This is a genomic window from Cupriavidus necator (assembly GCF_016127575.1).
Taxonomy (GTDB): Bacteria; Pseudomonadota; Gammaproteobacteria; order Burkholderiales; family Burkholderiaceae; genus Cupriavidus; species Cupriavidus necator_D.
This window is the reverse complement of the sequence record NZ_CP066019.1, coordinates 1291166-1303614: the sequence shown is the minus strand read 5'-3', so window position 1 is coordinate 1303614 and position 12449 is coordinate 1291166. Positions and strand designations below refer to the sequence as shown.

Sequence of the window (12449 nt, the reverse complement as noted above, 5' to 3'; positions counted from 1 at the left end):
GCATGCTTGTGCCTGCCGCTGGTTCTAGGCCAGCTCGGACGGCCTTGGAACATTGATCCGATAGAACCTGGCCGCATTGCCAGCCAGCACGCGCTGCCTGGCGACGGGATCCGGCAGCGCCTCGCACACCGTGCCGAGGATCGTGCCCAAGTCCGCGCTCAGGCCCGACACTGGCAGGTTGCTGCCGAACATCGCCCGCTCATGCCCGAATATCGCCAGCACCTCGCGCACGATGCCGCGGTTGCCCTGCGCATCCCAGCGCCCGCCGGCCAGCCCGAACTCCGACAGCTTGACCGACACATTGGCGCAGGCGGCCAACGCCTCCATGCCGGCGCGCCAACTGGCCAGGCCCTCCTTCGAGCGGTCCAGTGGCAGGCCCGCGTGATTGAGCGCGATCGGCACGCCCGGCAAGGCGGCCGCCACCCGCGCCGCCTCGCGCAAATGCCAGAACGGTACCCGCAGGTCCCACGACAAGCCATGGCGCTCCAGCCGCGCCAGGTCGTCCAGCCAGGCCTGGTCCTGCATCGACCCGGGCCGCCCTGCCACTGACTCGCCCTGCGCCGCGGCTGTCAGCGGTTTGCACCGGATCCCCCTGACCCGCGCGAAACCGGCCTGGCGCGCCAGCAGCTCCGCGCATCCTGGAGTGCCGAACGGCGCGTAGGCCACCACCGCGGCAGCCATGCCGGGGCGCCAGGCCTGGCCGTGCAGCCACGCGGTCTCGTCGACGGCTTCGCGGCGGTCGCGTTCGGCCTCTACGTGCACAGTGGCCAGCACTGTGACGGCGCTAGTGTCATGCGCGTACTGCGCCTCAAGGTAATCGCTGCGCAGGGCCTGGTAATCGCCGAGAAAGAAGCTCTGTGGCCGGTATTCGTCCTGCAGCCAGGGATAGCGGCCGCGCCCGAGTTGCCACAGGTGGTGGTGGGCGTCGACGATGGCCAGGCCTGCGGGCAGCGCGGCAGTTGTTACGCTGCTCATCGGCACCGCCTCGGCAGCGTGGCGGCCAGGGCGCCGGCCATCACCAGCGCGGCGACCAGCAGGTAGACACCGGCGCCCGCGCTGACGCGCTCGATCAGCACGCCCGCGGCATAGGGACCGCAGAATCCGCCCAGGTTGCCCAGCGCATTAATCACGCCGCGCGCCACGCCCGCGTGCTCGGCGGCCAGCAGCCGTGGCGGCAGGGTCCAGAAGACCCCCGCCGCGGACTGCAGGAAGAAGCCGCTGCCGACCAGCAGGCCATAGGACAGCCAGGTATTGTCGTGCCACCAGACCGAACCGGCCAGGCAGGCGGCGAAACCCAGCAGCGGCCAGACCACGAAGTCCTTGCGCCGGCCGGTGCGGTCGGACAGCGAGGAGATCGCGAGGATGCCGGCCATGGTGCCCAGGTACGGCAGCACGGCCAGCATGCCGACCTGCCCCATGCCGCCTCCGGTCAGGCCCCTCAGGATGGTGGGCAGCCACAGCGTGTACCCGTAGATCCCCATCTGGTAGAGAAAATTGACGGCGATCAGGCGCCAGATCACGTCCTGCGACAGGATGTGCGCCAATACCGCCCGCGTGTCGGCCGCGCCCTGCCCCACGCTTGCGCCAGCGGCGGCTGCCTGCTGCTCTTCCTCGCGCAGGCGGGCCAGCAGATAAGCCTTCTCTTCGGCGGAAATCCAGCGCGCCTGCTCCGGCCGGTCACAGGCCAGCTTCCACCACACGCCGAGGCAGGCCAGCGAAATCAGGCCTTCCACGATAAACAGCCAGCGCCAGTCGAGCGCCGCGATTACCAGGCCCGACAGCGGCGCGGTGATGACGCCGGCGATCGGCACGAACAGGATCACCAGGGCGTTGGCGCGTCCGCGTTCGTGGTCGGGAAACCAGTTGCCGACCATGGTCAGCACCACCGGCAGCATGCCGCCCTCGGCCACCCCCAGCGCAAAGCGCAGAATCAGCAGTTCGGTCTCGTTGCGCACCAGGCCGGTCAGCACGGAAATGACGGCCCAGGCCAGCATCGACCAGGCGATGAAATTGCGCCCGCTGCCGCGCACGGCCAGCTTGCCGCCGGGAATCTGCAGGAACAGATAGCCGACAAAGAAGATGCCGCCGGCCAGGCCGGCCATGCTGGCGCCGATACCGAGCGCATCGCCCATCCCCCCCGGCATCGCGAAGGCGATATTGACGCGATCCATGTACGAGACGATGCAGACCATCAGGATCGGCGGGATGATGCGCCACCAGCGCTGGGCTGGAATGCTGGCGGCACCGGTGAGTGGTGTCGCATCGATGGCGACCGACGTGCCGGCGCCGGCTTGGTCCAAGCCTTTCATACTCTGTCTCCGTATGGATTTCCGGGTATGGGCCGCTGGCATCCGCGCTGCCTTCGCGGCCGTGAACGCCGGTTGACTACCGCGTCGGCAAAGCCAGGATGGCAAGACCGTCCGGTTCCTTGCCGGTGGTGAAGGCATGGCGCAGGGCCAGGCCAGGCAGGTCAAGCTGGCCGACGGTGTGGTCGTTGAGCGCGATATAGGCGCGGCTCGGGTCAGCCGGATGGAAGGCGAGCGCAATCGGCCTGGCGCCGGTGTCGACCCGGCCGGTTTCGGCGAGCGTGTCGGGGTCGAAAACGCGGATGCTGCGCTCGCCGTAGTTGAGCACGAACAGGCGGTCGTCCGGCGACCAGTAGATGCGGGTGGGATCCTCGCCGGTCGGCACCGTGCGCACCGCTTCCATCGTGCGCGCGTCCAGCCGGGTCAGACTGTGATCGTCGCGGCTGGCGACGTAGAGCGCCGCTTCGTCGCGGCTCAGGCAGCAGCCCTCGGGGCGCCTGCCGGCGTACGCCGCGCGCGGAGCGCGGGTGGCATCGTAGGGGTGGACCAGTGTCACGGTATGCGACAGCAGGTTGGTCACGTAGGCACGCTCGCCATCGGCCGACAACACGAACAGATGGCTTTTCACCCCGCCCGCGGGCACGGCGCGGTCAGGCACGGGGTGCTCCAGCGGCGCCTCGAACACCACCAGCATATTGTCGCGCTCGCTCAGCGCGTAGACGCGTCCTTGCCGGTCGATCTGCAGGCCATGGATACGGTGATAGGGCGAGCAATCGAGCCGTGCCCGCACTGCGCCGCGCATCAGGTCGACCGCGATCACTGCGGCGCCGCCGTCGCCGGCGTGCGCGAAGGTCTGCACGCCATAGTGGCCGACGTAGCCGCACAGGCGCTCGCGGTCCACCACGAATTCATGCGGATAGTCAGGCAACTGGACACTGAAGCGGCGCTCGCCGCCATCCAGTTCGTAAGCGCTGAAGCTATGGCCGAATTTCTCCACCAGCACGGCCGTCCATTGGCTTTCCATTCTGTCTCCTTGTGATTCGCACGCCTGTAGGCTCCAGGCTGTTCGGAAGGCGGCACAGGTGCTGCCATGGGCGGAAGTCTGGCGCAGCCAACGATAACTATCTATTGAATATTAGGTATCGAGCTATCTCCATTAGTTATCGCCACGCCAGGCGGAGGCGCCACCATCACCTGCACCGGGGAACCGCCGGGCCGTCATGCGCGGATGGTATGCTTGGTGCTTTCAACTCACACGCAAAGAGCGCGTACCCTGATGGAAATTGCCATACTACTGGCGCTCATTCTGCTCAACGGCCTGTTCGCGATGTCCGAGATCGCGCTGGTCACGGCCCGTAAGGCACGTCTGCAGCGCCAGATCGAGAACGGTGACCGCGGCGCGATTGCCGCGGTCCAGCTGGGCGAGGACCCCACGCGCTTCCTGTCCACGGTGCAGATCGGCATCACGTCGATCGGCGTGCTCAACGGCGTGGTCGGCGAATCCACGCTGGCGCAGCCGCTGGGCCTCTGGCTGCAAGGCTTCGGCTTGTCGCCTAACACCTCCGGCTATGTGGCAACCGCCATCGTGGTGGCCGGCCTGACCTACTTTTCCATCGTGCTGGGCGAACTGGTGCCCAAGCGCCTGGGCCAGATGGCCCCCGAAGCCATCGCGCGGCTGGTGGCGCGCCCGATCGGCTGGCTGGCGGTGGCCTCCACCCCGTTCGTCAAGCTGCTGTCCAGCTCAACGCGGCTGGTGCTGCGGGTGCTCGGCACCAAGGTCGACCGCGGCCCGGGCGTGACCGAGGAAGAAATCCACGCGCTGCTGGTCGAGGGTTCCGAAGCCGGCGTGATCGAACAGCACGAGCACACCATGGTGCGCAACGTGTTCCGGCTGGACGACCGCCAGCTGGCATCGCTGATGGTGCCGCGCGGCGATGTCGTGTACTTGGACGTGGAAGAGACGCTCGATGAAAACCTGCACCGCATCGAAGAATCCGACCACTCGCGCTTTCCGGTCGTGCGCGGCGGCATGCACGACATCATCGGCGTGGTCAGCGCGCGCCAGCTGCTGGCGCGCCGGCTGCGCGGCGAGGAAGCCGACCTGAAGGCCGCGGCGCAGCCGGCGGTGTTCGTGCCCGAGAGCGTGACCGGCATGGAGCTGCTGGAGAATTTCCGCGGCTCCGGCGGCCAGATGGCCTTTGTCATCGACGAATACGGCGAAGTGCTGGGTCTGGTCACGCTCCAGGACCTGATCGAGGCCATCACCGGCGAATTCAAGGCCGACGCCGCCGGCGAGGAATGGGCGGTGCAGCGCGACGACGGCTCGTGGCTGCTCGACGGCCTGATCCCGATCCCGGAACTGAAGGACCGCATCGGCCTGCGCCAGGTGCCCGAGGAAGAAAAAGAGCGCTACCACACCCTGTCCGGCATGCTGCTCCTGCTGCTGGGCCGCCTGCCGCAGATCGCCGACAGCGTGCAATGGGGCGACTGGCGCTTCGAGATCGTCGACATGGACGGCAAACGCATTGACAAAGTGCTGGCCGCGCGCCTGCCCCCGCAGGAAGGACCTGAGGAAGAGACCACCGGCTGATCAGGCCAGCCCATCCGCCGCTGCCGGATTCCGGCGGTGGCGTCAATCCACGATCACGGCCAATTCCGGCCATATTGATCCATATCAAGTTGCAGGTTGCGACCAAGTCACCTTGGCGCAATTTGCAATGTTCCGCACCTTCCCCTTCGCTTATGATCGGCCTGTGCGGCCCGCATGCGGCCGTGGCAGGCGTGGATTACCAAGGCCTGACGACAAGCGCCGGCGGCCGTCCCAGCGGCAAGCCGAACGACCAAATCTGATACCGGGGAGACGCGGGCAGCGCACGGCCTTCAACAGGCTGCCCGCAAGACCATCCATGCATCCTGATGCCGATGACAACGCCGCGGGCGCGCCTGGCGCGATGCAGCCGTCCGCCCTGGTGTCCGCGCTAGCGGCACGCCGCTCCGGCACCGGGCAGCCAGCGACGATCCTTTCTATCCGCCTGGACCGGTTTGCCAGCGCCTGCGAAACCCTGGGGCCCCGGCGCGCGGCCAGGCTGCAGGCCATCGTGCAGGCACGCATCGCCTGCCTGCTGCCGCCCGCCGCCATCATGCACTGGATGGCGCCGGCAGACCTGGTGGTCATTACCGCGCTGCCGGACGGTGAGCCCGACCCCGGCCCGGTGGCCAGCCGGCTGGCCGACGACCTGTCCCGGCCGTTCGCGCTGGAGGGCTTCGAGCTGTTTATTTCGTGCAGCATCGGCGTGGCCACCGACCATCCGGATATCCCGGCGGAACGCAGCCTGCAGCAGGCCCTGGACGCCATGCTGCGGGTCGATCGACGGGGAGGCGACGGCCTGGCGCGCGCCGACAAGCCCGCCGCGCCACCGACCGCGCCCCTGCTGGCCGCCCTGCCCGACGCACTGGAGCGCGGCGAACTGAGCCTGCAGCTGCAGCCGCGCGCCGACTTCGCCAGCGCCGTGGTCAGCGGCTACACCGTGCGGCTGCGCTGGCACCATCCGGCGCTCGGGCGGGTGGCGCCGCAGGATTTCCTGCCGGCGGTGGAGTCGCTGGGGCTGGTCGGCCGGATTGGCAGCTGGCTGCTGGAAAGCGTGCTGCCGCTGGTACGCGCCGCCGAAAACGTGGCCCCGCTGCAATTCACCCTGCTGGCCTCCAGCGCCCAGCTGCACCGCCCGCAGATGGTGGAGGCACTGGCCCAGGCCATCGACGCAGGCGGCATCGCACCGGACCGCCTGTGCATCGAAGTGTCGGCCAGCGCGGTGCCGGCCGACGCCGACATCATTGCCCGCTTTGCCGCCCTGCGCCGGCGCGGACTGCAACTGACGCTGGGCGATTTCGACGACAGCCCGGGCTGCCGCCAGTTGCTGGCGGCGCTGCACCCGGACCGCGTCACGCTGGACGCGCGCCGGCTGGGCCATGCCCCCCGGCCCGGTGATTCCGCCAACCGTGCCGACAGCCTGCGGGCCGCCTGCCGGCTGGCCCGGGGCGCCGGCGTGTCGGTCTGCGCCAAGGGGATCGAGACCCGCCAGCAGCTCGAGGCGGTGCGTGCCTGGGGCTGCCACAGCGTGCAGGGCTACCTGCTGGCGCAGCCATTCCCTGCGACCTGGCTGCTCCAGACCCATGCGGCAATCCAGCAGCGCGCCCGGGAACTGCTGGCGTCCCACGCCTGAGAAGCGGCTGGCGTTGCGCCCGATGCACGATTTACAAATTGGCACATACCAGATGTCAAACCCGCTCACAGCAGCGGTAAAATCGGCGCAAATCCCTCAATCCCTGAATCTCTCGATTCTTGAAATCCTCGAAAGGAGCCCGGCGTGAAGAAAGGTTGGATCTGGTGCATTTTGTTTGCCACACTGTTGGCTGGATGCAACACGATGGCGGGGCTCGGCCAGGACATTCAGCGCGGTGGCCAGAAGCTCGAAAGCTCGGCGGACCGTCACAAGTAAGCCGCCAGCCCCCCCAAGTCTGATGCGGCCCGGACCGCGTCGATATGAAAACGGCACGCCGCATGGCGTGCCGTTTCTCTTTGCGCTGCCGCTGCTCAGCGCTTGTTGCGCAATGCCCTGGCCTGCTCGGCCAGCGTGCGGATGCGGCCCCAGTCGCCACTGGCAACCGCGTCCTTGGGCACCACCCACGAACCGCCCACGCACACCACGTTCGGCAGCGCCAGGTAGGTCGGCGCCAGCGCGGCGTCGATGCCGCCGGTCGGGCAGAAGCGCAGCTGCGGCAGCGGGCCGCCCAGCGACTTCAGCATCGGCACGCCGCCCGCTGCCTGCGCCGGGAAGAACTTGAGGAAGGTGAAGCCGGCTTCCAGCGCCGCCATCGCCTCACTGGCGGTGGCCACGCCCGGCAGCAGCGAGATGCCCGCGCCCTGCGCGCCCTCGGCCAGCGCCGGGGTCAGGCCGGGCGAGACGGCAAACTGCGCGCCCGCATCGCGCACGGCGTGCAGCTGCTCGACGTTCAGCACCGTGCCGGCTCCGACGCAGGCCTGCGGCAAGGCTGCCGCCACCGCCTTGATCGCCTCCAGTGCCACCGGCGTACGCAGCGTGATCTCAAGCAGCGGCAAGCCGCCGGTGACCAGTGCCTCGCTGACGTGCAGGGCCTCGTCGACCGAGTGGAATTCCAGCACCGGGATCACCGGCACGTCGGCAAGGCGTTGAAGCAGCGGGGAAGTCTGGTTTTGCATGGCTGTCTCGGAGTAGGGAGTGCAGGAGCAGGGTTTCAGGGAAGCAGGAGTTCAGGCCAACCGGGTCATGCGATCACCGACACCGACTGTGCCAGCCGGCCCAGCACGGTCTGGGCGTCGGGGATCGGCGCCACCGCGCCATAACCGGTGGTCGACAGCGCGGCAGCCACGTTGGCATAACGCGCCGCCTCGAACGGGTCGGCACCCGCGGCCAGGCGCGCAACAAAGCTGCCGCCGAAGCAGTCGCCCGCCCCGGTGGCATCGACCGGCTTGACCGGATAAGGCGGCACCAGCGCGCGCGACTCTGGCGTGGCCACATAGGAGCCCTCTTCGCCCAGCTTCAGCGCGACCAGGCCGATGCCGCAGCCCAGCAGGTAGTCGACGATGGCGTCGCGGTCGTCCAACCCGGTCAGCACGGTGATGTCATCCCAGCTGGGCAGGCACACGTCGGTCAGCATCAGGGCCTCGCGCATGATGCCGCGCGCGCGCGCCAGCGACCACAGCCGCAGCCGCAGGTTGGTGTCCAGCGTGACCTTGGTGCCGGCCTTGCGCGCATGCTCCATCGCGTCCAGCCCGGCATCGCAGGCGCTGGTGCTGATGGCCAGGCTGATGCCCGACAGGTGCAGGTAGCGCGCCGCGGCGATCGCGCCCAGCGGCAGATGCTCGTGCTGGTAGCGGCTGGCAGCAGAGCCTTCGCGCAGGTAATCGAAGCGGTGGCCGTGGTTGTCGTGCGAGACAAAGTAGACCCCGGTAGGCGCGCTCGGGTCGACGCGCACGTGGCGGGTATCGACCCGCTCCTGCGTCCATAGCGCGCGCAGGCGCTCGCCGAAGGTGTCGGCACCGACCGCGCAGATATAGCCGGTGCTGGCGCCCTGGCGCGCAGCGGCAATGCAGAAGTTGGAAGTGTCGCCGCCAAAGCCTTGCAGGTAGCGCGATGGATCGTCGGGCTGTTGGTTGAACTCCACCAGCGGTTCGCCGTAGGCCAGGATATCGATGCTCATGGGGCTGCCTGCCTCAGAAGAAGGTTTGCACGATGTCGATCACGCGCATTTCGCTGTCCAGCACCGGGATATGGCGCCACTTGTCGAAAGTCAGGCACGGGTGCGAGATATCGAAGGCGATCATGTCGCCGACCTGAACGTCGTCGCCAGGCTTGACCTGCAGGTAGGCGTGCTGGTCCATCATGCCGGTGACTTCCCAATGCGCGGGGACGTCCACCGGCGCCTCGGTGCCAGGCCGGTACAGCCGTGCCGGGATCGGCATGCCGGCGTCGAAGGCCGCATCGCGCTTGCCCATGCCGATGATGACGCGGTCCGGCTCGGGGATCGACTGCACATAGGCCCACAGCTGCAGCGCCGGCAGCAGGCCCTCGCGCATCTTCTGCGCGACCGGGTTGCTGGCCAGGATGCGCTGCTGCGCGGCGCGGTAGATGCCCACGTCATGCGTCAGGTAGCAGCCCGGGCGCAGCACGATGTCGATCGGCGCGCCGATCTCGGTGCGCGCGAATTCCTCGGCCACCACGTCGTACCAGGCCGAACCCGCGCCCGACATCACCACCGGGCTGCGGCCGAAGCGGCCTTCCTGTGCCAGCTGCCGCGTTACCGCCACGGTGCGCTGCAGGAACTTGCGGATATCGGCTTCTTCCTTGAGCACGCCTTCATAGATCTCGACGCCGGCCAGCGACAGCGCCTGCGGCCAGCGCGCCAGCGCGTCCAGCACGGCCTGCTGCTGCGCGTCGTCGCGTACGCCGGTGCGCCCGCCTTCCACGCCCAGTTCCAGCAGCACCTGCAGCTTCTGGCCGCGCTCCTGGAAGAACTTGCCGAGCTGGTCGACCAGCGCGGCCGAGTCCACCAGCGCGAAAAATTCGAAATCCGGATCGCGCAGCAGGTCAGCGATGATTTCCATATTGCGCCGGCCCACCAGCTGGTTGGCCATCAGCACGCGCTTGACGCCGTGCGCATGCGCGGCAGCGGTCTGGTGCGCGGTGGCCAGCGTGATGCCCCACGCGCCGGCGCCAAGCTGGCGCGCAAACAGCTTGGGCGCCATGGTGGTCTTGCCATGCGGCGCAAGCTGCACGCCGTATTCGTTCATGAAGCGGCGCATCCATTCCAGGTTATGCGCAAGCCGGTCTTCATAGAGCACCGCGGCCGGCAGGCTCAGCTCTTCCCGCAACAGGTTCCAGCCGGTCTGGCCGGCCGCATCCGGGGCGATCGGGGTCTCCATCCGTCCCAGCGCCTTGTTGAGCGGATCGATCACGCCAGCCTGATACTTTATTTCACGCATGCTTGTCATCACCCTGAAAAAATCTGATTGACGTAATGATAGCCCTGAAAATAAGATATTTCATCCTTGTTATAAAGTAACACGCAGATGCCCGGAAGGGCTAGCCGGGACCACGCGACTGGCATCCGCCACGTGCGCCAATCACTGTTATAGCCCCTGCCTGCAAGCACCGCAGTTTTCGTCACATTTCGATCCGACCCGTCTTCCGACCAGACCTGCCGCCCATGACTGCGCCCTTCGACATCCTGACCCGCATCGCCGAGCGCGGCCCCGCGCTGCGCCTGGCCGAGCAGAAGGTGGCGCAGGTGGTACTGGAAGACCTGGCCGGCGCGGCCGCCGCCAGCATCAATGAGCTGGCGCGCAAGGCCGGCGTCAGCGAGGCCAGCGTGACGCGCTTTGCCAAGGCCATCGGCTGCCGCGACGTGCGCGACCTGAAGCTGCGCCTGGCGCAGGCCACCGCGGTGGGTGCGCGCTTCCTGCAGCCCGGCAGCGTTCCCGCCGGTGAAGCCACCCCGGCCACACTCGCTGACAGCATCCACGCCGACATCCTCACCGCGCTCGAAGTCAACCGCGGCATGATGGATGCGCAGCGCATCGAACAGGCCGCGCGCCTGTTGCTCGGCGCACGCATGGTCTACGCTTTTGGCATGGGCGGCGGCTCGTCGTTCATGGCCGACGAGGCCCGCCATCGCCTGGCGCGCCTGGGCCAGCCGGTGGCGAGCTACCAGGACGCGCTGCTACAGAAGATGGTGGCGGCCACGCTGGGCCGCGACGACGTGGTGCTGGCCTTCTCGGCCAGCGGCCGCGTGCCGGAGATGCTGGCCAGCTGCGATATCGCGCGCGAGTACGGTGCCCGCCTGGTGGCCGTGACCGCGCTGGGCTCGCCACTGGCCGCGCGCGCCGACGTGCTGCTGCCGGTGCGCACGCTGGAGACGGATTTCATTTTCAAACCGTCGGCATCGCGCTACGCCATGCTGATGGTGCTGGACGTGCTCGCCACGCAATGCGCGCTGTTGCAGCCGGACCAGAGCAAAGAGCGCCTGCGCCGGCTCAAGTACGTGCTGGACAGCCACCGCGGCGAAAGCGGCCCCGCCCGGGGCCCTGACAGCCGCCAGCCGCTCGGAGACTGACCATGCCACACCTGTTCGATACCCTGATCCGCTGCGTCACCCTGATCGACGGCTCCGGCGCCGCCGCACGCCTGGCCGACGTGGCCCTGCGCGACGGCCGCATCGCCCGCATCGATGAAGCCGGCGCGATCGATCCCGACGCCGCCTCGCATGTAGTCGAAGGCGACGGCCTGGTCCTTGCACCGGGCTTTGTCGACGTGCATACGCACGACGATACCAACGTGGTGCGCCAGCCCGCGATGACGCCCAAGCTGTCGCAGGGCGTGACCACGGTGGTGGTCGGCAACTGCGGCATCAGCGCCGCACCGGTGACGCTGGCGGGCGAGCCGCCCGACCCGATGAACCTGCTCGGCCATGCCGACGCCTTCCGCTACCCGGATTTCAAGTCCTACGTCGATGCGGTGGAAGCCGCGCAGCCCGCGGTCAACGTTGCCGCGCTGGTCGGCCATACCGCGCTGCGCAGCAACCATATGGACCGCTTCGACCGCGCCGCCACGCCGGAAGAAATCGCGGCAATGCGCGCGCAGCTGGAAGAAGCGCTGCAGCACGGCGCGCTGGGCCTGTCCACGGGCCTGGCCTACGCCAACGCCTTCAGCGCGCCGACCGATGAGGTGCTGGCGCTGGCCGAACCGCTGGCCAAGGCCGGCGCGCTCTACGCCACCCACCTGCGCAGCGAGTTCGCCGAGATCCTCGACGCCATGGATGAGGCCTTCCGCATCGGCCGCCATGCGCGCGTGCCGGTGGTGATCTCGCACCTGAAATGCGCGGGCGTGGCCAACTGGGGCCGCAGCACCGAGGTGCTGGACGCGCTCGACGGTGCGCAGCGCTGGCAGCCGGTGGGCTGCGACTGCTACCCCTACACCGCCAGCTCCTCCACGCTGGACCTGAAGCAGGTCACCAGCGACTTCGACATCATGGTGACCTGGTCCGAAGGCGCGCCCGAGATGGGCGGCCGCCTGCTGGCCGATATCGCCGCCGAATGGCAGGTAAACCTGCACGAAGCCGCGCGCCGGCTGATGCCCGCGGGCGCGGTCTACCACTGCATGGAAGACGCCGACGTCGACCGCATCCTGAGCCATCCGGCCACGGTGGTCGGGTCGGACGGGCTGCCCAACGACCCGCTGCCGCATCCGCGCCTGTGGGGCGCCTTCCCGCGCGTGCTGGGCCACTACGCCCGCGACCGCGAGCTGTTCCCGCTGACGGTGGCCGTCAACAAGATGACCGGCATGTCCGCCGAGCGCTTCGGGCTGCAGGAGCGCGGCTTCGTGCGTGAAGGCTACTGGGCCGACCTGGTGCTGTTCGACGCCACCACCATCCGAGATGCGGCCAGCTTTACCGATCCCATGCAACCGGCCGAGGGCATTGCCGCGGTCTGGGTCAACGGCGAGCTGTCATGGCAGCAGCGCCAGGCCACCGGCGTGCGCGCCGGCCGGTTCCTGCCGCGAGGCTCGCGGCCTGAGTTCGGCGCCGCCTGACCGGCGCGCTGCCCTCCTT

General features: G+C 68.5%; 11 protein-coding genes. 5 read left to right on the top strand and 6 right to left on the bottom strand.

Annotation, left to right across the window (positions count from 1 at the left end):
• Positions 1 to 24: 24 nt before the first annotated feature.
• The 3 genes from I6H87_RS24940 to I6H87_RS24930 all read right to left on the bottom strand — a co-directional run bounded on the left by I6H87_RS24940 (position 25) and on the right by I6H87_RS24930 (position 3330).
• Positions 25 to 975 carry an amidohydrolase family protein gene (locus I6H87_RS24940; RefSeq protein ID WP_011617084.1) on the bottom strand — a complete coding sequence of 317 codons (951 nt, stop codon included), beginning with the start codon at positions 973 to 975 and terminating at the stop codon, positions 25 to 27.
• Entirely contained in the window at positions 972 to 2309 is a 1338-nt protein-coding gene (locus tag I6H87_RS24935) for an MFS transporter (protein WP_011617083.1), read from the bottom strand. The genes I6H87_RS24940 and I6H87_RS24935 overlap by 4 nt, the downstream gene beginning before the upstream one ends.
• Positions 2310 to 2385: 76 nt before the next feature.
• On the bottom strand, positions 2386 to 3330 hold the full coding sequence (locus I6H87_RS24930; protein WP_011617082.1) for a YncE family protein: 945 nt from the start codon (positions 3328 to 3330) through the stop codon (positions 2386 to 2388).
• A gap of 252 nt (positions 3331 to 3582) precedes the next feature.
• Between I6H87_RS24930 and I6H87_RS24925 the strand changes: the two genes are divergently transcribed.
• The 3 genes from I6H87_RS24925 (at position 3583) to I6H87_RS24915 (ending at position 6802) form a co-directional block, all read left to right on the top strand.
• The gene (locus tag I6H87_RS24925) at positions 3583 to 4896 is read left to right on the top strand and encodes a hemolysin family protein (protein ID WP_011617081.1); all 1314 of its coding nucleotides are present in this window, start codon (positions 3583 to 3585) and stop codon (positions 4894 to 4896) included.
• 316 nt (positions 4897 to 5212) lie between these two features.
• Positions 5213 to 6526, top strand: a complete 1314-nt coding sequence (locus tag I6H87_RS24920; protein WP_011617080.1) for a GGDEF domain-containing protein — start codon at positions 5213 to 5215, stop codon at positions 6524 to 6526.
• Positions 6527 to 6670: 144 nt separating this feature from the next.
• Complete coding sequence (locus tag I6H87_RS24915; RefSeq protein ID WP_011617079.1) at positions 6671 to 6802, top strand: entericidin A/B family lipoprotein; 132 nt, start codon at positions 6671 to 6673, stop codon at positions 6800 to 6802.
• 95 nt (positions 6803 to 6897) lie between these two features.
• Here the strand turns inward: I6H87_RS24915 and I6H87_RS24910 are convergent, their stop codons facing one another.
• The 3 genes from I6H87_RS24910 to I6H87_RS24900 all read right to left on the bottom strand — a co-directional run bounded on the left by I6H87_RS24910 (position 6898) and on the right by I6H87_RS24900 (position 9825).
• Positions 6898 to 7542, bottom strand: a complete 645-nt coding sequence (locus tag I6H87_RS24910; protein ID WP_010814144.1) for a bifunctional 4-hydroxy-2-oxoglutarate aldolase/2-dehydro-3-deoxy-phosphogluconate aldolase — start codon at positions 7540 to 7542, stop codon at positions 6898 to 6900.
• A 65-nt stretch (positions 7543 to 7607) separates the two neighbouring features.
• Positions 7608 to 8543 (bottom strand): sugar kinase, encoded by a 936-nt coding sequence (locus I6H87_RS24905; RefSeq protein WP_010814143.1) that lies wholly within the window; start codon positions 8541 to 8543, stop codon positions 7608 to 7610.
• 13 nt (positions 8544 to 8556) lie between these two features.
• The gene (locus tag I6H87_RS24900) at positions 8557 to 9825 is read right to left on the bottom strand and encodes an amino acid deaminase (RefSeq protein ID WP_011617078.1); all 1269 of its coding nucleotides are present in this window, start codon (positions 9823 to 9825) and stop codon (positions 8557 to 8559) included.
• A 224-nt stretch (positions 9826 to 10049) separates the two neighbouring features.
• On the opposite strand from I6H87_RS24900, the gene I6H87_RS24895 reads away from it, so the two are divergent.
• Positions 10050 to 10955 (top strand): MurR/RpiR family transcriptional regulator, encoded by a 906-nt coding sequence (locus I6H87_RS24895; protein WP_010814141.1) that lies wholly within the window; start codon positions 10050 to 10052, stop codon positions 10953 to 10955.
• Between the two features lie 2 nt (positions 10956 to 10957).
• A complete protein-coding gene (locus I6H87_RS24890; protein WP_011617077.1) occupies positions 10958 to 12430 on the top strand; it encodes an N-acyl-D-amino-acid deacylase family protein in 1473 nt (490 codons plus the stop codon).
• The last annotated feature ends 19 nt before the right edge of the window (positions 12431 to 12449 follow it).

Bases quoted from the DNA above. Each gene is read 5' to 3' on its own strand.
- I6H87_RS24940 (WP_011617084.1), bottom strand. From the start codon at position 975: ATGAGCAGCGTAACAACTGCCGCGCTGCCCGCAGGCCTGGCCATCGTC.
- I6H87_RS24935 (WP_011617083.1), bottom strand. From the start codon at position 2,309: ATGAAAGGCTTGGACCAAGCCGGCGCCGGCACGTCGGTCGCCATCGAT.
- I6H87_RS24930 (WP_011617082.1), bottom strand. From the start codon at position 3,330: ATGGAAAGCCAATGGACGGCCGTGCTGGTGGAGAAATTCGGCCATAGC.
- I6H87_RS24925 (WP_011617081.1), top strand. From the start codon at position 3,583: ATGGAAATTGCCATACTACTGGCGCTCATTCTGCTCAACGGCCTGTTC.
- I6H87_RS24920 (WP_011617080.1), top strand. From the start codon at position 5,213: ATGCATCCTGATGCCGATGACAACGCCGCGGGCGCGCCTGGCGCGATG.
- I6H87_RS24910 (WP_010814144.1), bottom strand. From the start codon at position 7,542: ATGCAAAACCAGACTTCCCCGCTGCTTCAACGCCTTGCCGACGTGCCG.
- I6H87_RS24905 (WP_010814143.1), bottom strand. From the start codon at position 8,543: ATGAGCATCGATATCCTGGCCTACGGCGAACCGCTGGTGGAGTTCAAC.
- I6H87_RS24900 (WP_011617078.1), bottom strand. From the start codon at position 9,825: ATGCGTGAAATAAAGTATCAGGCTGGCGTGATCGATCCGCTCAACAAG.
- I6H87_RS24895 (WP_010814141.1), top strand. From the start codon at position 10,050: ATGACTGCGCCCTTCGACATCCTGACCCGCATCGCCGAGCGCGGCCCC.
- I6H87_RS24890 (WP_011617077.1), top strand. From the start codon at position 10,958: ATGCCACACCTGTTCGATACCCTGATCCGCTGCGTCACCCTGATCGAC.